This window comes from Pseudomonas sp. S3_C06 (assembly GCF_054667675.1).
In genome coordinates this window covers 881094-906823 of the sequence record NZ_CP162747.1, presented here as the reverse complement: position 1 = coordinate 906823, position 25730 = coordinate 881094, and the positions used below count along the sequence as shown (strand labels likewise).

Below are 25730 nucleotides of genomic sequence, written 5' to 3'. Positions count from 1 at the left end.
TAAGGAGAGATGCTCAATGACTGCTGAAAAACCTTCGGAACTGAGCTACAACCCGCACATGCCGCTGTCGCAGGCACTGCTGCTGCCGCGCATTGTCATCGAAAACACCATGCCGACGCTTGATGGCGGGCAGTTCGCCGTGAAGTCGATTGCCGGCCGCGAAGTGGTGGTCACCAGCAAAGTGTTTGCCGACGGCCACGACAAACTCGCGGTGCGCATCCGCTGGCGCGAGGAAGGCGAGGAGACCTGGCAAAGCGAAGTGATGACCGATCAGGGCAATAACGGCTGGCAAGGCCAGTTCCGCCCTGAACATCAGGGGCGCTACCTGTATTGCATCGAAGCGTGGATCGATCAATTCGCCAGTTTCCAGTATGAACTGGAGAAGAAGCACAACGCTGCCGTGCCCGTTTCGCTCGAGCTGCAAGAAGGCCGCAGCATGGTGCAACAGGCCGCTGAACGCAGCGAAGGCCAACTGAGCGAACAGCTCGCAGCGTTGCACCATGAACTCTCCGGGCTGCTCGAAACCGAGCAAGTTGCGCTGTTTCTGCACTCGCGCAGTGCGCAACTGATGGCCGAGGCCGATCACCGGGCTTACTTGAGCGTCAGCGCCGAATTCCCCATGGACGTCGAGCGTGAGCTGGCCGAGTTCGCCAGTTGGTACGAGCTGTTTCCACGCTCGATCACCGACGATCCCCACCGCCACGGCACCTTTAACGACGTGCACTCGCGTCTGCCGATGATTCAGGACATGGGCTTCGACGTGCTGTACTTCACCCCGATCCACCCGATCGGTCGCGCCCATCGCAAGGGCCGCAATAATTCCCTGACCGCCGGCCCCGATGATCCGGGCAGCCCTTATGCGATTGGCAGTGAGGAGGGCGGTCACGAGGCGATCCACTCGCAACTCGGCACCCGCGACGACTTCCGTCGACTGGTCGCCGCTGCCGCCGATCATGGCCTGGAAATCGCCCTCGATTTCGCCATCCAGTGTTCCCAGGACCACCCGTGGCTCAAACAGCATCCGGGCTGGTTCAACTGGCGCCCGGACGGCACGATCAAATACGCGGAAAACCCACCGAAGAAATATCAGGACATCGTCAACGTCGACTTCTATGCGCCGGACGCGATTCCGAGCCTTTGGATCGAGCTGCGTGACATCGTCATTGGTTGGGTCGAAGAGGGCGTGAAGATCTTCCGCGTCGACAATCCACACACCAAACCGCTGCCGTTCTGGCAGTGGCTGATCGCTGATGTACGGGCGCTGTACCCGGAAGTGATCTTCCTCGCCGAAGCCTTTACCACGCCGGCGATGATGGCGCGTCTGGGCAAGGTCGGCTACACACAGAGCTACACCTATTTCACTTGGCGCAATACCAAAAACGAACTGGCCACGTACCTCACCGAACTGAATGAATCGCCGTGGCGCGAATGCTACCGGCCGAACTTCTTCGTCAATACGCCGGACATCAACCCGGCGTTCCTGCATGAATCCGGGCGCCCGGGGTTTCTGATTCGCGCGGCGCTGGCGACCATGGGCTCGGGGCTGTGGGGCATGTATTCGGGGTTCGAACTGTGTGAGGCGGCCCCGGTGCCGGGCAAGGAGGAATACCTCGATTCGGAGAAGTACGAGATCCGCGTCCGCGACTTCACAGCGCCCGGCAACATCATTGCCGAGATCGCCCAGCTCAACCGCATTCGTCGGCAGAACCCGGCGTTGCACACGCACCTGGGCCTGAAGGTCTACAACGCCTGGAACGACAATATTCTGTATTTCGGCAAGCGCAGTTTTGACGGCAGCAATTTCATCCTGGTCGCGGTCAGCCTCGATCCGCATAACGTGCAGGAGGCGAATTTCGAATTGCCGCTGTGGGAAATGGGCCTGCCCGATGACGCGACGACCCATGGCGAGGACTTGATGAACGGGCATCGCTGGGACTGGCACGGCAAATACCAGTTCATGCGCCTGGACCCGGCGTATCAGCCGTTCGGCATCTGGCGAATCACCGCTACGTAATGATCGTTCCCACGCTCTGCGTGGGAATGCATCCCGGGACGCTCCGCGTCCCAGAAACGGACGCAGAGCGTCCATGGCGGCATTCCCACGCAGAGCGGGGGAACGATCATCGTGGGGCGCTTTTAAAGCATTCAGCAGGAGTTTCACATGGCGAAGAAACCCAAGGCAGCCACCTTCATCAAAGACCCGCTCTGGTACAAGGACGCGGTGATCTATCAAGTTCACGTCAAATCGTTTTTCGACTCCAATAATGACGGGATCGGCGACTTTCCCGGCCTGATCGCCAAACTCGATTACATCGCCGACCTCGGCGTCAATACCATCTGGCTATTGCCGTTCTATCCCTCGCCGCGTCGCGATGACGGTTATGACATTGCCGAATACCGAGGCGTACACAGCGATTACGGGACCATGGCCGACGCCAAGCGCTTTATCGCCGAAGCGCACAAACGCGGCTTGCGGGTGATCACCGAGCTGGTCATCAACCACACCTCCGATCAGCACCCGTGGTTCCAGCGTGCACGCAAGGCCAAACCCGGCTCGGCGGCGCGGGACTTCTATGTGTGGTCGGATGACGATCAGAAGTACGACGGCACGCGGATCATTTTTCTCGACACGGAAAAGTCCAACTGGACCTGGGACCCGGTCGCCGGCCAGTACTTCTGGCACCGTTTCTATTCGCACCAACCGGACCTGAATTTCGACAACCCGCAAGTGATGAAAGCCGTGCTCTCGGTGATGCGCTACTGGCTGGACATGGGCATCGACGGTCTGCGCCTCGACGCGATTCCGTACCTGATCGAGCGTGACGGTACCAACAACGAGAACCTGCCCGAGACCCACGACGTCCTCAAACAGATCCGCGCAGAAATCGACGCCAACTATCCCGACCGCATGCTGCTCGCCGAGGCCAACCAATGGCCGGAAGACACCCAGCTGTACTTCGGTGATACCGATGCCGCGGGCCTTAACGGTGACGAATGCCACATGGCGTTTCACTTCCCGCTGATGCCGCGCATGTACATGGCGCTGGCCCAGGAAGATCGCTTCCCGATCACCGACATTTTACGCCAGACCCCGGAAATCCCTGCCAACTGCCAGTGGGCGATCTTTCTGCGCAACCACGATGAGCTGACCCTGGAAATGGTCACTGACAAAGAACGTGACTATCTGTGGAATTACTACGCCGCTGACCGCCGTGCGCGGATCAATCTCGGCATTCGTCGGCGTCTGGCGCCACTGATGGAACGTGATCGCCGCCGCATCGAATTGCTCAACAGTCTGCTGCTGTCGATGCCCGGCACGCCGACCTTGTATTACGGCGATGAAATCGGCATGGGCGACAATATCTACCTCGGCGACCGCGACGGTGTGCGCACGCCGATGCAATGGTCGATCGACCGTAACGGCGGCTTCTCCCGCGCCGACCCGGCGAGTCTGGTGCTGCCGCCGATCATGGATCCGCAGTACGGTTATTTGTCGGTCAACGTCGAAACCCAGTCGGGCGACCCGCATTCGCTGTTGAACTGGACCCGCCGTCTGCTAGCGGTGCGCAAGCAGTCCAAGGCCTTCGGCCGTGGCACCTTGAAGATGCTTTCACCGAACAACCGTCGCGTGCTGGCCTACACCCGCGAATTCACCGATGCCGACGGCAAACACGAAATCATCCTCTGCGTGGCCAACGTTTCGCGCAGTGCGCAAGCGGTGGAACTGGACCTGTCGGCCTACGTCGGCATGGTGCCGGTGGAGATGCTCGGCGGTAATGCCTTCCCGCCGATCGGTCAGTTGAATTTCCTCCTGACCCTGGCGCCGTACGGTTTCTACTGGTTTGCACTGGCCGCGGAAAACCAGATGCCGAGCTGGCACGTCGAACCGGCGCAGAGCCTGCCGGACTTCACCACGCTGGTGTTGAAGAAACGCATGGAAGAACTGCTCGAAGCGCCGTCACGGACGACGCTGGAGCAGAGCATTCTGCCGAGCTGGCTGCAGAACCGCCGCTGGTTCGCCGGCAAGGATGCAGCCATCGACAAGGTACATCTTGCCTACGGCGTACGATTTGGCGATGCGCAGCATCCGGTGCTGCTCAGCGAAATCGAAGTCACCAGTGGTGGGCAGACCAGTCGTTATCAACTGCCGTTCGGTTTCATTTCCGAGGATCAGGTCGGCCCGGCGTTGCCGCAGCAATTGGCCTTGTCCCGTGTACGCCGTGTACGACAAGTCGGTCTGATCACCGACGCGTTCAGCCTCGAAGCGTTTATTCGTGCGGTGCTGCAAGGCATGCAGAACAACACGGTATTGGAGTCGAATGAGGGTGAAATCCGCTTTGCACCGACGCCGCATCTGGAAAAACTCGGCCTCGGTGCCGAGTCGGAAGTGCGTTATCTGTCCGCCGAGCAATCGAACAGCTCGGTGGTGATCGGCAACAGCATGGTGCTCAAGCTGATACGTAAAGTCGCTTCTGGCGTACACCCGGAACTGGAGATGAGCGCTTACCTGACCGAGGCCGGATTTGCCAATATCTCTCCGCTGCTCGGCTCGGTGATCCGTCGCGATGGCAAGGGCGAAGACAACTTGCTGATGATCGCTCAGGGTTACTTGAGCAATCAGGGCGATGCGTGGGAATGGACGCAGAACAACCTCGAACGGGCGCTGCGTGATGAGCTGGCCGATGCCATGTCCGAGCAGGAACAGCATTACAACGCCCTCGGTGAGCTAAGGGATTTTGCCGGCATGCTCGGTCAGCGTCTGGGTGAGATGCACAAGGTGCTCGCCGCGCCTACCGACAATGCCGACTTCGCGCCGCAGGTGTCGACGGCCAAGGACATGCAGGCGACGGGCAAGGATGTCGTGGCCCAGGTCGAGCACGCCTTGAAACTGCTCAAGCAGCATCAGGGCGAACTCAGCGCAGCGGATCAGAAACTGGTGAAGAGGCTGGTCGACGAGAAGAAAACCATTCTCGCCCACGTGCAGGATCTGGCGAAAAAAGCCGTCGGCGGTTTGCGCATTCGCGTCCATGGCGATCTGCATTTGGGCCAGGTGCTGGTGATCAAGGGCGATGCCTATCTGATCGACTTCGAGGGTGAGCCGGCGCGGCCATTGAGCGAGCGCCGTGGCAAACACAGTCCGTACAAAGATGTCAGCGGCGTGCTGCGCTCGTTCGATTACGCGGCAGCGATGACCATCAACGTGCACAACGTCGACCACAGCGCTGAGTCTGAAACCGCGCGGCGTCTGGTCGCCGAGCGTTATCTGCGTGAGGCCCGTGAGGCATTTGTTCAGGCATATCGCCGTGCGGCAGCTAGTCTTGATCATGCCTGGCAAGATCCTGAAGGTGCCGACGCCGCTTTGGCGTTGTTTGGCCTGGAGAAGGCGGCCTATGAAGTGGCCTATGAAGCCGAAAATCGCCCCACGTGGCTGCCCGTGCCGTTGCATGGTTTGTACGGGTCATTGACGGGGCTTAAACCCTTTTCCGATCTTGGTGGAGAGTAGTCATGAGTTTCTCGAACAAGGAACAGGGTCAGGTCAAAGAAGCATTGCTGCCCTCGGCGAAAGATATCGACGCCTTGGTCCGCGCTGAACATCACGATCCTTTTTCCATTCTTGGCCCGCACGGCGATGGCGCTGGCGGGCAGTTCATTCGCGCCTATCTACCGGGTGCGTTGAGTGTCGTGGTGCTGGACAAGGACAGCGGCGAAGAACGCGGTCCACTGGAGCAGACCGAAACGCCGGGGCTGTTTGTCGGTCATTTCGATCAGGCGCGGCCGTATCAGTTGCGCACGCGCTGGGCCGGCGGCGAGCAAGTCGCCGAAGACCCGTATAGCTTCGGTCAACTGCTCGGTGAAATGGATTTGTATCTGTTCGCCGAGGGCAATCACCGCGACCTCAGTGCGTGCCTCGGCGCCCAGCTGAAAACCGTGGATGGTGTCGACGGCGTGCGTTTCGCCGTGTGGGCGCCGAATGCCCGACGCGTGTCAGTGGTCGGTGATTTCAACGTCTGGGACGGGCGTCGCCATCCAATGCGCCTGCGTCACCCGTCGGGGGTCTGGGAGTTGTTCATCCCGCGCCTGCAAGCGGGGGAGTTGTACAAATACGAGATTCTCGGCGCTCACGGGATTCTGCCGCTCAAGGCCGACCCGATGGCGCTGGCTACCAGCCTGCCGCCGGATACCGCGTCGAAAGTCGCTGAGCCGCTGCAAATCGACTGGCAAGATCAGGACTGGATGAGCAGCCGACGCGACCGGCAGAAACACTCGGCGCCGCTGTCGATCTATGAACTGCATGCCGGTTCCTGGCAATGCGAGCTGGACGATCTGGGCGAAGTGGCGCGCCAGTACACCTGGCCGGAACTTGCTGAAAGGTTGATCCCGTACGTCAAGGAACTGGGTTTTACCCATATCGAACTGATGCCGATCATGGAGCACCCGTTTGGTGGCTCCTGGGGTTATCAATTGCTTTCGCAATTCGCGCCGAGCGCGCGCTATGGCTCCCCGGCGCAGTTTGCCGAATTCGTCGACGCCTGCCACCGGGCGGAGATCGGTGTGATCCTCGACTGGGTGCCAGCACATTTCCCCACTGATACTCACGGTATGGCGCAGTTCGACGGCACCGCGCTGTACGAGTACGGCAATCCGCTGGAAGGCTTCCATCAGGATTGGGACACGCTGATCTACAACCTCGGGCGCACCGAGGTGCACGGCTATATGCTGGCCTCCGGACTGCACTGGTTGAAGCATTTCCATGTCGACGGTCTGCGCGTCGATGCGGTGGCGTCGATGCTTTATCGCGACTATTCGCGCAAGGCCGGCGAATGGGTGCCCAACCGCCACGGTGGCCGCGAGAATCTCGAAGCCATCGATTTTCTGCGGCACTTGAACGATGTGGTTGAGCTGGAAGCGCCGGGCGCGCTGGTGATCGCCGAAGAATCCACCGCGTGGCCGGGTGTCAGCCAAAGCACGCAGCAAGGTGGACTGGGTTTCGCCTACAAGTGGAACATGGGCTGGATGCACGATTCGCTGCATTACATTCAGCAGGATCCGGTGTACCGCGCGCATCATCACAACGAGTTGAGTTTTGGCTTGGTCTACGCCTGGTCCGAGCGGTTCATCCTGCCGATTTCCCACGACGAAGTGGTGCACGGCAAGCATTCGCTGATCGACAAGATGCCCGGTGATCGCTGGCAGAAATTCGCCAACCTGCGCGCCTATCTGAGTTTCATGTGGACGCATCCGGGCAAAAAGCTGTTGTTCATGGGCTGCGAATTTGGCCAGTGGCGCGAGTGGAATCACGATCAGCAGTTGGACTGGTATCTGCTGCAGTACTCCGAGCACAAAGGCGTGCAGAAACTGGTTGGCGATCTCAATCGGCTCTATCGCGAGGAGCCGGCGCTGCACGATCAGGACGACGCACCGCAGGGCTTTCAGTGGTTGATTGGCGACGATGCGATCAACAGCGTTTATGCCTGGCTGCGCTGGAGCAAGGACGGTAAACCGGTGCTGGTGGTGGCTAACTTCACGCCGGTGCCGCGTCAGGCCTATCGCGTCGGTGTGCCGTTTTCCGGGCGCTGGACTGAGCTGCTTAACAGCGATGCCGACACCTATGCCGGTTCCAATTACGGCAATGGCGGCGGGGCGTTTACCGAGGAAGTGCCGAGCCATGGCCAGTCGTTGTCGCTGGAACTGAATCTGCCGCCGTTGGCGGTGTTGATCCTCAAACCGGAGGGTTGATCCGAGACCGCGTCGCTGCCTTCGCGAGCAGGCTCGCTCCCACAGGGTAAATACATTCCAAATGTGGGAGCGAGCCTGCTCGCGAAGGCGCCAGTTCAGACACCTTCAAAATCCGGCTCAGCGCTCACCAACGCATCCGCACTCCAAGGCTGCCAATGATCCCGTTCAAATCATTGTCATCGACATCACTGCTGTAATCGGCACTGACATACAGACTCACCGCCGGCGTCACCCGCGCCACCAGGCCCAATCCCAACTCAACAGTGGATGATTTGCGGCTGCTGCTGATCTTGTCGACCTGATCCAGGGTCACGGTATTGCCGGTGTAAACGGTGTGCCAGAGGTTGGTGCGCACATAGGGTTCGACCGGCAGACCATTCAAATCGTAACTGCCTTTCAAGCGTGCGCCGACGCGGCCGCTCCACGCTGTCAGATCGGAGGAAGAGGCATTGCCCGAACCGGCGTAGGGCGTGTCGAGGGTGATGCGCTGATTGATCAATTGCGCCTGCGGTTCCACCACCCAGTTTTCACTCAAGCCAATCGGGAAGCCGCCTTCGACCGAGAAGGTCATGGCACTGCCTTCGGTGGCTTGCCGCGCGCCTTGGCCGTTGCGACTGAAGCCGCTGACCCGGCCGCCACTGGCGGATAAATCAACGTGCCAGCCCTGGGCGCCGATCAGGCTGTAATAGGCGCCAAGGCTTTGGCCTTGCAGATTGAGGGTGTCACTGTTCGGGTCTGCCAGGGCGCGGCTGGTAAGCGGGCCGTTGCCATTGGCTTGAATCTGGTTGAGACCACCAATCAGGCCGATTTTCTGGGTATGGCTACCACTTTGCAGAGTCAGCACGGCGGGGCCTTTGAAGTCGCCGCTGCCGGGTGTCGCGTAACCTGACGACAGCACGTCGGTCTGTGCCTGCCGGGCGCTTCTGCCGTACAACTCATCCCAGGCTGACGGAGCGAGGTCTTCGGTGATCAGGCGCGTGCCTTGCAGATCGGGGCGTGGACTGAAGCGTTGCGGGCCGGGCGTAATGACGGTGGCGGGCAAGGTCATGACCGGCACGTCCGCGCGATACCACGGGGTCGTTTCATCCGCCGCAGAACCGGCCTGCGCCTCCATGGATGAGCACAGCAAGATTGAACTCGACACTGTGCAGAAAGTGATTTTGATCTCGCGTGGGCTTATTGAAGTTTTCATGGAGGTCTACCTTGCAGGCGCATGCATTCTCTCTGTGTGGCGTCTCTCCTACCCCGAACGAGGGGCGACCGAATGGAGCGGGGCGAACTCTGACCGCTCGATTTCGCGAGTGTCCGAAGGCTCGTCCCGGGTAGTGATTCCGGGGGTAGTAAGGTAGAGATAAGAAGAGTCGAGCGTGCCCGTCAAGAAATTGAACGATGAGCGGTAGTAGCAAAACGGGCTTTGCAAGCGTTTGTTTTTCTGCACATAACTAAGTGGTTGTTTGTATGGAAAAACGCAACGAAAGCCCCGACCCAGAGGCATTCAGTTACCGACAGATGGTCTGTCGGTAACTTTCAACCAACGAACGAGCTGCCTCATTGCGTCCTGCATTGCTGTCACTATTGCGGCTACAGGTGCACTTCGACGGCCAGCGGCAGATGATCGGACAGATGCGTCCACGGCTTGTTACCGAGGATCTGTGGGTCATGACTGCTGGCATTGCGCAGGTAGATCCGGTCCAGTCGCAGTAATGGAAAACGCGCCGGGTAAGTCTTGGCCGGGCGCCCGTGGTGACGCTCGAAGGCTTCGTGCAGATAGTCGCGACGGGCGAGGGCGACATTGCCCTGCAGCTGCCAGTCATTGAAATCGCCGGCGATGATCACCGGCGCATCATCAGGCAGGGATTCGAGCAACTGACAAAGCAGTTGCAGCTGCAATTGCCGATGGCTTTCCAGCAGACTCAGGTGCACACAAATCGCGTGGACCTCGGCGTGCCCCGGCACATCGAGCACGCAGTGCAGCAGGCCACGGCGTTCAGGGCCGGTGATCGACACATCGAGGTTGCGGTACTCACGGATCGGGTATTTCGACAGCAGTGCATTGCCGTGGTGGCCGTCGGGGTAGACGGCGTTGCGCCCATAGGCGAAATCGCTCCACATGCTGTCGGCGAGAAACTCGTATTGCGAGGTTTGCGGCCATTCGTTGTAACGACTCGAATGCCGCTCGTGTTCACCCACCACTTCCTGCAGAAACACCAGATCGGCCGAAGTGCTGCGCACCGCTTCACGCAGTTCCGGCAGGATGAAGCGCCGGTTGAGCGCGGTGAAGCCCTTGTGGGTGTTGACCGTCAGCACCCTGAGACGATGGATGACGGGCGCGTCGACAACATGACGCTTGGGATCGCTGGACACGTTCACTCCTCTGGATTGCGGGCCACTTGTTCATGCGACTGACGGGGAGGGGCGGCAGTTCCTTGCAAATCATGGTTGATGACAACCCAATTCCTGTGGGAGCGAGCCTGCTCGCGAAGGCGTCGGCAAATCCAATACATGAGTTGGTAGAACCACCGCGTTCGCGAGCAGGCTCGCTCCCACCCGAAACGGCGTCAGACAAACACGATTTCGTAGGGCAGGCGCATTCTTTCGAGAATCACCGGCGGCAGCATCGGCGCAATGCCGATCGCCGGTTCACCGTTGAGCTGGCTGGCGTAGGCGTGAGTGGCGTGGCTTTTGCGCGCGACGGTCCAGGTGTCGAGGCGCAGTTTGCGCGCGCGTTCCCAAGGGATCAGTTGCTGGTCGCGTTCAGGCCAGTGCCAGGCCCACACCGGTACATCATGAAAGGTCGCGCCGGCCTGTTCAGCCGCTTGCGCACTGGCCCGGCCCACGGCTTCATGGTCGTCGTTGCCATCGCCGCGCCAGGTGCTGAACACCACGTCGCCGGGGCGCAGGTAGCGGCTGATGAATTCGGTTACTTGCGCCTGTTGTTCGCACAGGGCGTTGTCAGTGAAGCCACCGCGCACCCATTTCAGGCTGTGCATCGGCAGGCCGAGGCGGCGCAGGGCTTCGACGCTTTCCTGTGGGCGGAATACGCTAAGGCGTTTTTCCGACCATTGCCGCGAACCCGGATGGCTGGCGCTGCCGTCGGTGATCGAGAGCAATTGCAGCGGATGACCGAGGCTGGAGAGTAATTGCAGCAGGCCGCCGCAGGTGACCACTTCATCACCCGGATGCGGCGCGATGACCACGGCGCGGGCGCCGTCGGGCACCAGGCTGCGGGTATTGATGACGGGAATGTTGTCCAGTTGCGCGGCGCTGTTCCAGATTTGCGCCGGCGAACTGCTGTCGCTGAGGGTTAACGGTTTCATGATATGACGTCCTTGTGTTGACTCGCCCTCAGTCGTGCGCGTGACAGTGATTGCCCGACGCTACCGACCCGTGAAGGCTGGTTGATTGCCCAGCGACGCTCCAAACCCTGGATTGCCGCGCAGCAGAGTATTGCTCATGAAGCTAAATTCGTCGCGTCACAGATCAATCTGATCCGCTTTTTTTTGCTCTATCTGTGCCAGATTTCGCAGATAGTCACCAAAGCCACCGCGCGCACGGCTGTCGAAGCGAGCGCTGGTCAGCACTTGCGGGCGATGGCTCCAGGCGATGTTCGCGCCGTCGAGTTCCAGCTCCCGCACCAATTGCACATCTTCGTCGCACGCCAGCGGTTTGAAGCCACCAGCCCAGCGATAGGCGTCGGCACTGATGCCCAGATTGGCGCCGTGGATATGCCGATGGCCATCGCAGGCACGGTAATGCCGGTGGTAGCGGATTTGCGCCGCGGCATCGAATGACTCGTGCCAGTGCTCGACGGTGACGGTACCGCAGACTGCGTCTGCACCCAACCCCAGTTGTGCCACCAGCCAGTCATCGGCGACGCGGCTGTCGGCGTCCGAGCAGGAGATCCAGCGCGCGCCGCGCTCCAGCAACAGCTGTGCGCCAGCCGCGCGGGCCTGACCGACATTGCGCGCGTCGATGTGCAGGCTCAGCACCGGATAGCCGCTGACAATCTGCGCCGAGCGATCGGTGCAACTGTCGAGCACCACCAGCACTTCGACGCGCTCGCCGGCCAGCAAGCCATGCCGGCTGGCGCGCATGGCCGCGCTGAGGCATTCGTCGAGCAGGTCTTCTTCGTTGTGTGCCGGGATCAGAATGCCGATCATCGCAAACCCTCCAGTGCCGCCACCGAGCGCGGTTCACGGCTCCACACCTCAAGAATGAAGTCCGCTTCCTGATGCAAAACCAGCCGTGGCAGCTGCAGTTTTTCGTGGATCAGGTCGTGAACCTGCCGGGCATTCAGCGGGCAGCCGTCGATGGGCGGACGCCAGTGACAAGCGAGGAACTGGCCGCCGGCAGTCAGACAATCACTGGCCCGACGGATCACTTCTGTCAGATCTTCGCCGTCGAGGTAGTAGCCGATCTCGCTAAATACAATCAGGTCGAATTTTTCCTCCGGCCAGTCGCCGGGAAGACGGTTTTGCCGCACTTCGGCGTGTTCGAACAGACTCAAACGCGTGCGCGCCAAGGTCACTGCGGCACTGGCAGTGTCGCAGCACAGCAAGCGATCGCAACGGGCGGCGAGTTCGGCGCTCAACTCGCCGTTGGCGCAGCCCGGTTCGAAGATCGCCCGATAGTGCGGACGCGGCAGGGCGGCGAGGGTGATCGCGCGTTTGCGCTGCTCGTACCAGCGTTCGCGGAACGCCCACGGGTCGTCGTTTCCGGCAAACAGGCCGTCGAAATAGCGATCCTCGACACTCATAGAAACACCACTTCGAAGGGCTGTAAGAGGCGATCGAGCACATACGGCGCGAGCACCGGGCCGAGTCCGGCGTCAGGGTCGCCTTCCAGTTGACTGGCGAAGGCGTACACCGCGTGGCGCTTGCGTGCGACTTGCGCTGGCGTCAGGAGAATCTTGCGCGCCCGTTGCCACGGTACGAAGGCGTCTTCCGGGGTTGCCCAGTGCCACGTCCACACCGGCAATTCATGGCAGCTCGCACCGACCCGGCGCGCGGCTTCGGCACTGGCGCGGCCGACGGCTTCGTGGTCGCAATGGCCGTCCTCGCTCCACGTGGTGAACAGCACGTCGTCGGGACGCAGGTGACGCTCGATGAAATCGACCAGTTCGGCTTCCTGCGCCGCGACCTGAGTGTCGGTGAAGCCGCCGCGCAGCCACTTCACGCGATGCATCGGCAGACCGAGTCGGCGCAGCGCTTCGGCAGATTCCTGTGGGCGCACCACGCTCAGTCGCTCCACCGGCCAGCGACTGGAACCAGGGTGACTGGCGCTGCCGTCGGTCACCGAAATCAATTGCAAAGGCCGGCCAGCAGCCGCGAGCAATTGCAGCAAGCCACCACAGCCGAGCACTTCGTCGTCCGGGTGCGGCGCGACAATGACTGCCCGTGCGCCCGGTGGCACCAGACTGAGGATGTCGATGCTGTCCAGCTCCGCCAGATGCCGCGAAGCCTGCCATTGATGCAGGCTCGTGCCCTGACCGACAATCGGATTGATTTTCATAGCGCCCATGCCTCCGCGGATTGCCCGGCAACCATTTGCCCGAGCGCCGCCAGATCACGTTCGGCATGACTCTGACGCAAGAACACCGGCAGGTCGGCGCTGAGCCGGGCAAAGTGACGATCCTTGCAAAACGGTCCGGCACCGAGGGCGCGACCAACCTCACGCATCACCTGTTCGGCAGACTGCTCGACCACCGCGCGGGCCCGACGGGCGAGCAATTCGGCGTTGTCCTCGGGGTGTGCATCGATGTGCAGGGCGCTGAAACGCAGCACATCGACGGCCGCCTGCAAGGCACTGTCGACTGCGCCGAGATGGGCGAGGGCGTGGGGTTCCGGGCGTTGTCCACAATGGCTGCGCAACGCTTCGGCGATTTGCCGCGCGGCGCCGTACCAGCATGCAGCAATGCCGATCCCGCCCTGCCAGAAACCCGCACGTTGCAGATAGTCGCCGGGGTTGCCGATGGCCTGTGCTTCGGCGCCGTCGAACAGCACTTCAACGCTGCCGGTGGCGCCCATGCCCACGGCTTGCCAGCCTTGCTCGGTGATGGTCACGCCCGGTTGGTCGAGGGCGACGGCCACCAGTTGTTGCTGATCATCGGCATCCCACGCGGTGAGCAAGGCATGGCTGAGCACGGCGGCGCCGGAGCACCACGCCTTGCGTCCGTGCAGCGCGACCATGTGCCCGGCCGGACTGACCTTGACCCGCGCTTGCGGCGGTTCCGCTGCCCACATGCCCCAAGTGCTGCCCGGTGTCGGCGTACCGCCCAATTGCTCGATGATCGCCAGTGCGTCGGTGTGGCCTTCGAACAGTTTGCACAAGCCCAGATCATGTCCGCCGACCTCCGCCAAACACTGAAAACGCTCCAGCGTGTGGCCACTGCCCGGTAGCGGCAGGCGATCCAGCCCGGCCTCGACCAGCGCCCGCAGGCAATTGCCGAGGGCTGCGGTGTGCGGATAATCCGCTGGACGTCGGGTCAGATAACTGTGCAGATCCATATCAATCTTCTTCATCACGTTGCAGTTCGAACAGCAGCAGCGAGCGCCCGGTGACCGAGTATTGGTGACCGAACTCGAAGCGTTCCTGACCGCGAATCGACGGCTGATTGGTGTCGACCATGCATGTCCAGAAACCACCGTCGGGTACTTCCGGCAAGGTGAAGTTGACGATGTCGTGGTGCGCGTTGACCACCAGCAGCAGCGTCGCATCCGCGCCTTTGCGGCGAATCCCGGTTTCCTGGGCGCGACCATCGAGCAGCATGCCCAGGCAACGGTTGTGCGCGTCGTGCCAGTGTTCGGTGGTCATCTCGGTGGCGTCCGGTGCCAGCCAGGTGACGTCCTTGACGCCGATGTCCTCGTTGTACTCGCCGACCAGGAAGCGCCCGCGACGCAGGATCGGATAGGTCAGGCGCAACTTGATCAGACGTTTGACGAACTTCAGCAGTGCCTTGCCGTCCTCGCTGAGGTCCCAGTTGACCCAACCGATCTCGCTGTCCTGGCAATAGGCGTTGTTGTTGCCGTCCTGGGTGCGGGCGAATTCGTCGCCGGCGACGATCATCGGTGTGCCTTGGGCGAGCAGCAGGGTGGCGAAGAAGTTGCGCATCTGCCGATGGCGCAGGGCATTGATTTCCGGATCGTCGGTCGGGCCTTCGACGCCGTGGTTCCACGACAGGTTGTTGTTGCTGCCGTCCTGATTGTTCTCGTCGTTGGCTTCGTTGTGCTTGTCGTTGTACGAGACCAGATCGTTGAGGGTGAAACCGTCGTGGGCGGTGATGAAGTTCACCGACGAATACGGCCGCCGCCCACGCTGATTGAACATCTCACCGGAGGCGGTCATGCGGCTGGCAAAATCGGCGACCTGACCGTCGTCGCCTTTCCAGAAGGCGCGCACGGTGTCGCGGAACTTGTCGTTCCACTCGACCCAGCCCGGTGGGAAGTTACCCACCTGATAACCGCCGGGGCCGCAGTCCCACGGCTCGGCGATCATTTTCACCTGACGCAGCACCGGGTCCTGGCGGCAGGCGACGAGGAAGCTGTGACGTTCATCGAAGCCATCGTGATAGCGGCCGAGAATGGTTGCCAAGTCGAAACGGAAACCGTCGACATGCATCTCACTGGCCCAGTAACGCAACGAGTCGGTGACCATTTGCAGCACGCACGGGTGGCTCAGGTCCAGCGTGTTGCCGGTGCCGGAATCGTTGATGTAGAAGCGCTTGTCGTCGGGCATCAAGCGGTAGTAGGAGGCGTTGTCGATGCCGCGCATCGACAGGGTCGGGCCTTGTTCGTTGCCCTCGGCGGTGTGGTTGTAGACCACGTCGAGGATCACTTCGAGGTTGGCTTCGTGCAGGTGCGCGACCATCTCCTTGAACTCGGCGATCTTGCCGCTGGCCAGATAACGCGGGTCCGGGGCGAAGAAGGCGATGCTGTTGTAGCCCCAGTAATTGGTCATGCCTTTGTGCAGCAGATGCTGGTCGTTGACGAAGGCGTGGATCGGCAGCAGCTCGACCGTCGACACGCCGAGCTTGCGGATGTGTTCAAGCACATCGTCGACCATCAACCCGGCGAAGGTGCCGCGCACGTTCTCCGGTACAGAAGGGTGGCGCATGCTGATGCCGCGCACGTGGGTTTCATAAATGATGGTCTTGTCCCACGGCACGCTGACGCGGTGGTCATTGCCCCAGGTGTGCGCCGGGTCGATGACCTTGCATTTGGGCACAAAAGGCGCGCTGTCGCGTTCATCGAAACTGAGGTCGGCGTCGGGATGGCCGATGGTGTAGCCGAACAGCGCTTCCGACCATTTCAGTTCGCCAACCAGTTGCTTGGCGTAGGGATCGATAAGCAATTTGTTGTGGTTGAAGCGGTGACCGTTGGCCGGGTCGTAAGGGCCGTAGACACGGTAGCCGTAGATCAGCCCCGGATGCGCATCGGGCAGGTAGCCGTGGTAGATCTCGTCGGTGTATTCCGGCAGTTCGATGCGCTCCAGTTCGACTTCGCCGGCGTCGTCGAAGATGCACAGTTCGACTTTGGTGGCGTTGGCGGAAAACAGCGCGAAGTTGACCCCCAGCCCATCCCAGGTCGCACCGAGCGGGAAGGGCAGGCCTTCACGGATTCTCGACGGCTCGGCGTGCGCGGTGGGCTCGGCTTTTTTTGGACGGGTCATGATTGCTCCTGCAAAACGGGTAATTTCTGGGCTTACACATCCCCCTGTAGGAGTGAGCCTGCTCGCGATAGCGGTCTATCAGGCGACATCAATGTTGAATGTCAGATAGCTATCGCGAGCAGGCTCACTCCTACAGGGGATTGGTGGGTTTCTTGAGGACGAACGCGCCCTCGGTGGCGAGCGAACCCGCCACACATTCATTCAGTTCAATAATCCGGTTAGCGTCAGATCGCCGAAGGCTTTCGCGGCGCTCGGGGCTTTTTCTCAGCGGCTTTTTCGCCCGGGGGAATCACTTTGGCGGCGCTGGCCGGTTTGGCCTTGGCCGCCGGTTTCGGTTTGGCGGCCGGCGCTTTGACCTCGGCAGTCTTGCCCGCGGTTTTGCTGCCAGCGGCTTTCGGTGGCTTCTTCGGCGCCAGCGCTTCTGCTTCAGCCAGTTTGCGCGCCATCTCCCAATGGCGTGCTTCCTGACCGTCGGGCTGACCTTCCGATTCCCAGATTTGATAGGCGAATTCGCGAATGCGTTTATCGTCGGTACTCATCGCAATGCTCCTGAACTGAACTCGTGCTTACGTTAAGTGTTGGATAAAGAGATTGACCGGGACATCCCCCAGCGCGTCGCTGATATTCAGCTCCCTGTTTTTTGTGACTGCTGTGCTTGAAAAAAGTCCCTTCAGGTTTGTGTCAGAGGCGGCGAACGGTAAAACCACCCGCGTATCGCCCCAGCGCAGCGCATCGACCTGAGGTACAGCACCGTTTTCCAGCAAGTTTGCGCAACGGATCGGCACGATCACGATGGCCTGCTTGCCCTCGTGCTCACGGGCAAACGCGAGCACGTTGTGCGCCTGACTGCCGAGCACTTCCAGGGGCTGGTAGCTGCCCCGGCGGAACAACTCGGCATGCTCGACACGCAGGTTCAGCACTTGGGCGATCAAGCCTTGCTTGATGCGTCCGTCACGCCAGTTCGCCAGCAACTCCACAGGTGGTAATGGCTCCTGCAAGGCGTGTTCACGAGCGGCGTAATCCACCGGCCGGCGGTTGTCCGGATCGACCAGACTGAAGTCCCAGAACTCGTTGCCCTGATACAGATCCGGCACCCCCGGCACGGTCATGCGCAGCAAGGTTTGCGCCAAACCATTAAGCGCCCCGGCAGCGGCGATGCTGTTGACGGTCTTGCTCAGCGCGGCGCGCAGCAGTTCGCCTTCCTCTCCGGTGAGGAGTTTTTCGGTGAACGCCTGCGCGGCGTTTTCATAGGCTTCGTTCGGTGCGCTCCAACTGCTTTGCAGCTTGGCTTCACGCAGGGCTTTCTGCTGCCATTGCCAGATACGTTTGGCGTAGTCGGCTGCTCCTGCCTGATCGTCATCGCGCAATTGCAACGGCCAACTGCCGAGCAACGCTTGATAGAGGATCAGCTCATCGCCGGTCGAAGGCATCTGATCGTCAACCCGAACAGGACGGGCGAGGGCGCGCCACAATTCGATCTGCTCCGCATACCAATGACTGCGCTCGCTGAGCACGGCCAGACGCGCGCGGGTGTCTTCACCGCGTTTGTGATCGTGGGTGGCGGTGGCCAGCAAGTTGTCGGGGAACTCGTTCAGCCGTTGCTGATTGACCGCGTGAAAGTCGCTGACCGGGGCACTGAACTGCTCGGTGTTGTAGCCGACGTCATTGCGCGACAGCAGCACGGCCGAGCGATACAGCGCGGTGTCTTCCACGGCTTTGGCCGCCGCCGGTGAAGTCAGTTGCTGAAAGCGTACGCAGGCGTGTTTGAGGATTTTGCGTGAACGCCCGCGCGGTTTGTGCCGCCATGGCGTGCCACCGAGCCACGCAGCGACACAGTCGAGTACCGGCCAATCGGCTTCGCTGAGGGTTTGCCGCGCACCGTCCATGGCCTGCTGGAAAAATCTTTCGTCCTGTTCGGAGCGACCCATCGCGCTGATGTAGGTGCGGTATACCGGGAAATGCACGATCAACGCCTGCAACACCCGGCGGATCGCGCCGAGTGTCAGGTCGCGAGTCATCAGGTCATCGCGGGCGACTTGCAGCAGCGCTTGGGCGACGCTTTCGCAATCGCTGGCCAACGAACCGTTGAGGATCTGCTGGCGCGCCAGTTGCGCTTCCTCGATGAAAGCAGCCGGCCGTTCGGTGCGGCGTTGCCAGAGGTCACCGAGTACGTGTTCGCCATCGGGATCGTGCTGCAGCAGCGACAGCTGATTCATGAATTCATAACCGGTGGTGCCGTCCACCGCCCAGTCGCGGTGCAGGGTTTCGCCGGCGCCGAGGATCTTCTCGACGTAGATCGGCAAGTGCCTGCCGGGTGCCAGCAGATCGACACGCCGGCGCAGTTTGCGGCAATAGCCACGCGGGTCGGCGAGGCCGTCGATGTGGTCGATGCGCAAGCCGTCGACCAGCCCTTCAGCGATCAACTGAAAGATCTTGCCGTGGGTGGCCTCAAACACTGCCGGACGTTCAACGCGCAATCCACCGAGTTCGTTGATGTCGAAAAAGCGCCGCCAGTTGATGTCATCCGCTGCGGTGCGCCAACTGGCCAGGCGATAGCTCTGACGCTCCAGCAACTGATGCAGTTTGTGGAAGCCTTCTTCGCTGGTTGAGTCGTAATGCTTCAGGTTGTTGTCAATGGCTGCAGCGATTGACGGATCCGTCGCCAGTTGCCGCAACTCTTCTTTCAGCGGCATCGCCAGCGAGTGGGCATCGGTCTGATAACTGAGGGTGCTGAAGCGATCGGCCAGCGGTTTCAGCACGTCTGCGGATTTGAGCAACTCACCGTAGTCATTCGGGCAGATCGGGAAGTGATGGTCGTAGTGCTCGACGTAAAAGCTGCCAGTGTGTGGGTTGAACAGCAGTTTCAGAGTGCCGTCCTGCAGCGCGACGCCGTAATCGCTGCCAAGAAACGGCAGCAACAATTGGCCTTCCATCAACGGGTCGGGCGAGTGCCACTGAATATCGAAGAACTCACCGTAAGGGCTCAGCCGCCCCCACTCCAGCAGATCGAGCCACCACGGGTTGTCGCTGCCACCGACGGCCATGTGGTTGGAGACGATATCGAGGATCAGCCCCATGTTGTGTTCGCGCAGGGTGCTGACCAAACGCCGAAGCGCCGGCTCGCCGCCAAGCTCCGGGTTGACTTGGGTCGGATCGACCACGTCATAGCCGTGCATGGAACCGGCCCGCGCCGCGAGTAGCGGCGAGGCATAAATGTGGCTGATGCCGAGCCGGGCAAAGTACGGCACCAACGGCACCGCTTGTTCGAGGCTGAAACCTTTATGAAATTGCAGCCGCAGGGTCGCCCGCAGGGGCTGGATAAGCGTTTGATTCATTGGTCACGCTCGGCAGCCTGGAGACGCGCACAGGCCAGCAACTCCAGACGTCGCGCCGCATCGGCGCCGTCGAGCAGCGCCTCACTGGTGCCGGGCAAGCGCCGCGACCAGTTTGGATGGGTGTCGATGGTACCCGGCAGATTCGCCTGTTCGTTGATGCCCAGCGCATCTTCCAGCGGCAACAGCACCAATGGCGCGCGGGTGTGGCCGAGGAAGCGCACAGCGGCATCGACCACTTGATCGGCCTCGTGGGATTCCTCGCGAAAGTTTTGCGGGTCCTGGCTCAAGGCGCTGCGCAAACCTTCGCGCTCACGCTGACGATGATGCCGCCATTCGATTTCACCGTTGGCGTCGACAAAACCCAATCGAGCATTCCAGTCGATATCGCGGCCATGCCACCAGCCGTTGAGCGTTGGCAGATCATGGGTACTGGTCGTTGCCAGCGCGTTGTCCGGCCAGTCGAGGATTGGTTTGAAATGGGTGTTGTCCTGCTCGAACAGCAACACGCGCATGCCGAGCATGGAGCGGGCGATGAGCTTTTCGCGCAGACCATCAGGCACGGTGCCGAGGTCTTCGCCGAGGACGATAGCCTGGTGGCGATGCGACTCAAGGGACAGCAACCGCAGCAAGTCATCGACCGGGTAATACAGATACGCGCCATCGGCAGGTGCCGAGCCGTTGGGAATCACCCACAGCCGCTGCAGGCCCATGACATGGTCAATTCGCAAGCCGCCAGCATGGGCGAAGTTTGCCCGCAACATGTCAATGAACGCACGGAAACCATTACGGATCAGGCCTTCCGGCGAGAACGCGGAAATCCCCCAGCCTTGCCCGGAGCGATTGAGAATGTCCGGCGGCGCACCGACGGTCAGCGAGGCGAGCAGTTCATCCTGAAAACTCCAGGCTTGACTGCCAGCACCGTCGGCGCCCACCGCCAGATCGGCGATCAGGCCGATGCCCATGCCGGCGCTGCGTGCGGCGGTTTGCGCGCGTTCCAGACAACGGTGGATCAGCCATTGGCAAAAAGCGAAGTAGCCGATGCGCTCGGCGTATTCCTCGGCAAACGCTTCCAGCGCGGCACCGCGCGGGTCGTGCCAGTGTTCCGGCCATTGCCGCCAGTCGAGGTTTTCGCCACGGGCGGCGCGCATTTCCTGAATTGCTTCGAAACGGCAGTGGTTTTCCAGTGCTTCACCGCCGGCATGGCGGAAACTGGCGAAGTCCGGGTGCAGCGGGTGGTCACCAGCGATGAAGCCTTCGTACAAGGCTTGCAGGAGTTTTTGCTTGGCGTCGGCGGCGCTCGGCCAGTCGATCAGTTTCAGGTCTTCGAGTTGCGCGAACTGTTCAGTCAGACCTGCCGCGTCGATGGCATCGCGCAAGGCGCGTTCACCGAGAATCGCGCCCGGTGCGGCATACAGAGAATTGAGGAACAGCCGACTGGACGGCGAATAAGGGCTGTAGCGTCCGGTATCGGCGCTGAACATCGCGTGCAACGGGCTGATCGCCACGGCATCGGCGCCGCGCTCACCGGCCACACGGACCAGGTCTTCCAGTGCTTGAGTGTCGCCGAAGCCGCCGTCGCCTGCGCGGCGCAAGGCATACAGTTGCGCACTCAGGCCCCAGACGCGGGGAATCGGATTACCCACCGCATCGCCGACGCTGAAGCAGCGCTCCGGGGCCACGGCCAGGGTGAAATACTGATCGCTGATGTGTACTTGTTGATAGCCGACCGGGATCAGCCCCGGCAACACCGCTTCGCTATCCAGTTTGAGGGTCAGGCGTGAACCGTCTTCAAGGTGAATTTCACACGGGGTTTCAGGCGCAAAGTAACGCCCCAGATCAAGGCCGACCCCGACATCGCTGGTCAGCAGCGGCGGCAGATGGCGGTCTTGTTGTACCGCTTGCAGTTCCAGCAGGCTGGCGTCGATTTCCTGCGCCGTGCTGGCAGGGTGACCGAGGCCGATAAGCACATTGCGCAGCACCGCCGGAGCGACTTTTTGCGGGCGGCCGTTGGCGTCGATCCAGTCGACGGCAAGGCCGGCGCGGCTTGCGAGAATTTCCAGTTGCGCATCGCTCATAGGCGCTCTCCATCCAGAGGTTGCAAAGGGGTTGCGGCCGTGAGGCTGACAAGCGCGCAATACGCGGGCAGTACGCCCGATTCCGATAGATCGACGGTGGGTGGCTGCTGAAACAACCACACGGCCTCGGTCTGTGGAGGGTTGACCACTGGCGTGTCGCTGAGGTTCAGGTCAATTCGCAGCTCACTGCCATTGCCCAGGCGCCAGCGTGCACTGACCGCGCCATAACCGAGCATATGGGCGCCGAGCGCTTGCGTGCCGGACAGATGGGGAATGATGTATTGATGGCGAAATTGCAGAAGCTTCTGGTACAGCGCGAGGCTTTCCTGCTGTTTTGCACTGCCATGGCCAATCAACCTTGGCTGCGAGGTGTGGAAGGTTTTTTCGGCATTCGGGTCGGGAATCCGTTCACGCTTGTGCGGATCGGTGAAGGCACTGAACGCGGCAAATTCGTTGCGCCGGCCTTCGCGTACCAACTCCGCCAGTTCGCCGTGGTGACTGGTGAAAAACAGGAACGGCTGTTCGGCGGCGAATTCATCGCCCATGAACATCAGCGGAATCATCGGTGACAGCAGCAATAGCACCGTCGCTGCCTGCACGGCGCGCGGATCGGCCAGATGATGCAGGCGCTCGCCGAACGCGCGGTTGCCGATCTGATCGTGGTTTTGCAGAAACAGCACGAACGCGGTCGACGGCAGGTGTTCGCTGGGCTCGCCGCGTGGTTCGCCATGGCGGGTGATGTGGCCCTGGAACACAAACCCCTGACTCAGGCAACGCACCAATTGTTCGGTGGGTTGCGCGGCGTAGTCGGCGTAATAGGCGTCGGTTTCGCCGGTGAGCAGGACGTGCAGGGCGTTATGGCCGTCGTCGTTCCACTGCGCGTCGTAGTCGTATTCGAGCAGGCTCGACTGGTTGAGTTCGTTTTCCACGGTCAGCCAGACATGCCGGCTCGGGTCGATCTGCGCGCGGATGCGCTGGGCCATTACCGTGAGGAAGTCCGGGTCTTCGATGGCATGCACGGCGTCGAGGCGCAGTCCGTCGAAGCGATACTCGAGCAACCACATCAACGCGTTTTCGATGAAAAATTCGCGCACTTCGTCGCGGCGGAAATCGATCGCCGCGCCCCACGGCGTGTGTTTGTCCTCGCGGAAAAAGCCTTTGGCGTAACGGTGCAGGTAATTGCCGTCAGGGCCGAAGTGGTTGTAGACCACATCAAGAATGACGGCCAAGCCATGACCGTGGGCGCTGTCGATCAGGTGCTTGAGTTGTTCCGGCGTGCCGTAGGAGGCTTGCGGGGCATAGGGCAAAACACCGTCGTAGCCCCAATTGCGGTCGCCGGGGAACTGCGCCAGAGGCATCAGTTCGATGGCGGTGATGCCCAGACCCGCGAGGCGCGCAAGATGCTGTTCGACTTCAGCGAAACCACCGAGCGCACCGACGTGCAACTCGTAGATCACCGCTTCGCTCCACGGCCGACCGTGCCAGGCACTGTGGCGCCATTGATAAGCCAGCGGATCGACCACCACGCTGTGGCGGTCGAGGTCACCATCCTGTGCTCTGGAGGCCGGGTCGGGCACCTCCAGTTCGCCGTCGATGTTGTAGCGGTAGCGGGTGCCCGCCGGACAGCGGGCCTTGATTACAAACCAGCCGTCGGCCTGAGACAACATCGGCAGAGACTGGCCGTTTTCAAGTTCGACACTGACGTAAAAAGCATCCGGCGCCCACAGCGCGAACTGTGTGTGTTCGGCGTCCAGCATGATCGCGCCGTGGGGCCAGGTTTCAGTAGACCGTAACGGCATCGTGGTGAACCTCCCTGGTTATTTGTGGTGAGCTTTACCCAGCGCCTTGGCCACCAGTTGTTCGTAGAGTTCGGCGTACGGTTCAACCGCTTTGCACCAGTTGAACGGTGCAGCCATCGCCCGGCAACGCATGGCATTGAGCAGTTCGGGAAAAGCGAAGACCTTGAACGCGCGACTGAGGGCTTCCTGATAGCTTTCGGCGGTGGATTCATCGAAGAGGAAACCGGTGACGCCGTTTTCAATGGTGTCGGCCAGCCCGCCAGTGTTGCGCGCCACCGGCAGCGAGCCGAAACGCTGGGCGTACATCTGGCTCAAACCGCAAGGCTCGTAACGCGAGGGCATCAGCAGGAAATCGCTGCCGGCGAACATCCGACGGGCGTCGGTTTCATTGAAGCCAATGCGCACGCCGATCTGCCCGGGAAAGCGCAGCGCCAGTTCCCGCATGGCTTGTTCCTCTTCCGGTTCGCCACGACCGATGATGGCGATCTGGCCGCCGTTTTTAACGATGTACTCGGATACCGCTATCGTCAGGTCCAGACCTTTTTGATAAACCAGTCGCGACACCACGGCGAACAACGGGCCTGCTGAGTAATTCAATTCAAACAGTTCACGCACATGCGCGGCGTTGACCGCTTTGCCTTCCCAGTCACCCATGGCGAACGGTGCGAACAGGTGCGGATCGGTGGCGGCGTCCCAGCTCTCGTCGATGCCATTGGGGATACCGCTGAGCAAGCCTTGCTGAGTCTTGGCGGCGAGAAAGCCGTCGAGGCCGCAGCCGAAATCCGGGGTGGTGATTTCCTGCGCATAAGTTGCGCTGACCGTGGTGATGTGACTCGAATAGGCCATGCCGGCCTTGAGGAACGACATCTTGCCGTAGAACTCCATGCCTTCCTGCTGCAGGGCATGGTTGGGAATCCCCAGTTCAGGGCAGGAACCGAGGCTGGTCACGCCTTGGTAGGCGAGGTTGTGAATGGTGAACAGGGTCGGCGTGCGCTGCCCGCGCCAGTGCATATAAGCCGGGGCGAGGCCGGCCGGCCAGTCATGGGCGTGCACCAGATCCGGGCACCAGTGAATTTGTGCGAGGTTGGCGGCGATGTCGGCAGCGGCCAGGCCGAGACGGGCGAAACGAATGTGATTGTCCGGCCAGTCGCGACCGTTGTTGGCGCCGTAGGGCGAGCCTTCGCGCTCGTAGAGTTCAGGGCAGATCAACACGTAGATGACCAGACCGTCCGGCATGTCCATGCGCCCGATCTTGCACGGTGGCAATGCGGCGTGGCCGCCGAGTTCGCCGATGATGTGGATCGGATTCTCGCTGTGCATCACTTGCGGATAACCGGGGATCAGCACGCGAACATCGTGCAGATGGGCCATCGCGCGGGGCAGGGCAGCGGAGACGTCGCCCAGACCACCGGTTTTCACCAGGTCGGCGATTTCCGACGTCACGAACAACACTTTTTTCTTGTTGGGGTTCTGGCTCGCTACCGGAGTCAGCGTTTTGGTGCCGGGGACGTTGATCTGTCGGCTGCCGGGAACACTGACGGTGCTCGATTCACCAACCGCCTGCTGAGCACGCTCTCCCTGAATATCCAATGCCGCACTGATCATATGAATCTCCCGTATCGTTGATCTGATTCTTGTCTTGAACAAGCGATGTCCATGGCCAAATCCTGTGGCCGGGCGCAAACGCGCCACGCATCGGTGAGCAAACGCTACCCAACACGCGCAAGCAGAATGGGTGAACGGGCCGTTGCAAGGATTGCACCAGTCGCTTTGGCCCTGCCTTTCAGATGACCCGCCGCTTTGCGCAAAAGTTTCGAGTTTTTTTCCGCAATGTGACCGACAGGTCGTACCCCGAAAAAACCAGTCTAGGCCAGATCCTAGAGCGGGCCAGAGCAAATGGGTAAATTGTTCGACAATCGGTTGGCACGCCGCGCAAACCGAACTTTTGAGGGGGAAACGCACCGACGAAGTGCAGGTTTTTCTGCGAGGGAGGGCCAAAACGGTGACTGGGCGGTCACGATTCTGTGCTAGCGAGGAGGGCGGTTGCACTGTTGTGGTGCGGGCAGTTTGTTGATGGGGAGACAGTGAGTGCCCCTTCGCGAGCAGGCTCGCTCCCA

General features: G+C 61.1%; 16 protein-coding genes. 3 read left to right on the top strand and 13 right to left on the bottom strand.

The annotated features are described in order from the left end of the window. The first annotated feature begins 16 nt into the window (after window positions 1-16). The 3 genes from AB4N44_RS03855 (at window position 17) to glgB (ending at window position 7737) form a co-directional block, all read left to right on the top strand. Window positions 17-2014 (top strand): alpha-1,4-glucan--maltose-1-phosphate maltosyltransferase, encoded by a 1998-nt coding sequence (locus AB4N44_RS03855; protein ID WP_460110152.1) that lies wholly within the window; start codon window positions 17-19, stop codon window positions 2012-2014. 147 nt (window positions 2015-2161) lie between these two features. Then, on the top strand, window positions 2162-5503 hold the full coding sequence (gene treS, locus AB4N44_RS03850) for a maltose alpha-D-glucosyltransferase (RefSeq protein WP_460158182.1): 3342 nt from the start codon (window positions 2162-2164) through the stop codon (window positions 5501-5503). 2 nt (window positions 5504-5505) lie between these two features. Continuing rightward, a complete protein-coding gene (glgB, locus tag AB4N44_RS03845) occupies window positions 5506-7737 on the top strand; it encodes a 1,4-alpha-glucan branching protein GlgB (protein WP_460110154.1) in 2232 nt (743 codons plus the stop codon). Window positions 7738-7861: 124 nt separating this feature from the next. Here the strand turns inward: glgB and AB4N44_RS03840 are convergent, their stop codons facing one another. The 13 genes from AB4N44_RS03840 to glgA form a co-directional block, all read right to left on the bottom strand. Then, window positions 7862-8929 (bottom strand): autotransporter domain-containing protein, encoded by a 1068-nt coding sequence (locus AB4N44_RS03840; protein ID WP_160040321.1) that lies wholly within the window; start codon window positions 8927-8929, stop codon window positions 7862-7864. Between the two features lie 389 nt (window positions 8930-9318). Beyond that, the gene (locus AB4N44_RS03835; protein WP_123375378.1) at window positions 9319-10101 is read right to left on the bottom strand and encodes an endonuclease/exonuclease/phosphatase family protein; all 783 of its coding nucleotides are present in this window, start codon (window positions 10099-10101) and stop codon (window positions 9319-9321) included. Between the two features lie 194 nt (window positions 10102-10295). Continuing rightward, complete coding sequence (locus AB4N44_RS03830; protein ID WP_460110156.1) at window positions 10296-11054, bottom strand: PIG-L deacetylase family protein; 759 nt, start codon at window positions 11052-11054, stop codon at window positions 10296-10298. 156 nt (window positions 11055-11210) lie between these two features. After that, window positions 11211-11897, bottom strand: a complete 687-nt coding sequence (locus tag AB4N44_RS03825; RefSeq protein ID WP_150752272.1) for a glycosyltransferase family 2 protein — start codon at window positions 11895-11897, stop codon at window positions 11211-11213. Next, entirely contained in the window at window positions 11894-12493 is a 600-nt protein-coding gene (locus tag AB4N44_RS03820; RefSeq protein WP_460110159.1) for an SAM-dependent methyltransferase, read from the bottom strand. The genes AB4N44_RS03825 and AB4N44_RS03820 overlap by 4 nt, the downstream gene beginning before the upstream one ends. Continuing rightward, on the bottom strand, window positions 12490-13248 hold the full coding sequence (locus AB4N44_RS03815) for a PIG-L deacetylase family protein (RefSeq protein WP_460110161.1): 759 nt from the start codon (window positions 13246-13248) through the stop codon (window positions 12490-12492). Before AB4N44_RS03815 ends, AB4N44_RS03820 begins: the two co-directional genes overlap by 4 nt. Then, window positions 13245-14243: an acyl-CoA dehydrogenase gene (locus AB4N44_RS03810; protein WP_460111616.1), complete on the bottom strand. Its 999-nt coding sequence runs from the start codon at window positions 14241-14243 to the stop codon at window positions 13245-13247. The genes AB4N44_RS03815 and AB4N44_RS03810 overlap by 4 nt, the downstream gene beginning before the upstream one ends. 1 nt (window position 14244) lies before the next feature. Then, window positions 14245-16404, bottom strand: a complete 2160-nt coding sequence (gene glgX, locus AB4N44_RS03805) for a glycogen debranching protein GlgX (protein ID WP_127927974.1) — start codon at window positions 16402-16404, stop codon at window positions 14245-14247. Between the two features lie 224 nt (window positions 16405-16628). Further along, a complete protein-coding gene (locus AB4N44_RS03800) occupies window positions 16629-16943 on the bottom strand; it encodes a DUF2934 domain-containing protein (protein WP_127927970.1) in 315 nt (104 codons plus the stop codon). Between the two features lie 27 nt (window positions 16944-16970). Continuing rightward, on the bottom strand, window positions 16971-19739 hold the full coding sequence (locus AB4N44_RS03795) for a malto-oligosyltrehalose synthase (RefSeq protein WP_460110162.1): 2769 nt from the start codon (window positions 19737-19739) through the stop codon (window positions 16971-16973). Next, the gene (malQ, locus tag AB4N44_RS03790) at window positions 19736-21814 is read right to left on the bottom strand and encodes a 4-alpha-glucanotransferase (RefSeq protein ID WP_460110163.1); all 2079 of its coding nucleotides are present in this window, start codon (window positions 21812-21814) and stop codon (window positions 19736-19738) included. Before malQ ends, AB4N44_RS03795 begins: the two co-directional genes overlap by 4 nt. After that, window positions 21811-23613, bottom strand: a complete 1803-nt coding sequence (gene treZ / locus AB4N44_RS03785) for a malto-oligosyltrehalose trehalohydrolase (protein ID WP_150752281.1) — start codon at window positions 23611-23613, stop codon at window positions 21811-21813. Before treZ ends, malQ begins: the two co-directional genes overlap by 4 nt. A gap of 18 nt (window positions 23614-23631) precedes the next feature. Next, on the bottom strand, window positions 23632-25218 hold the full coding sequence (glgA, locus tag AB4N44_RS03780) for a glycogen synthase GlgA (protein ID WP_460110165.1): 1587 nt from the start codon (window positions 25216-25218) through the stop codon (window positions 23632-23634). Window positions 25219-25730: the final 512 nt, after the last annotated feature.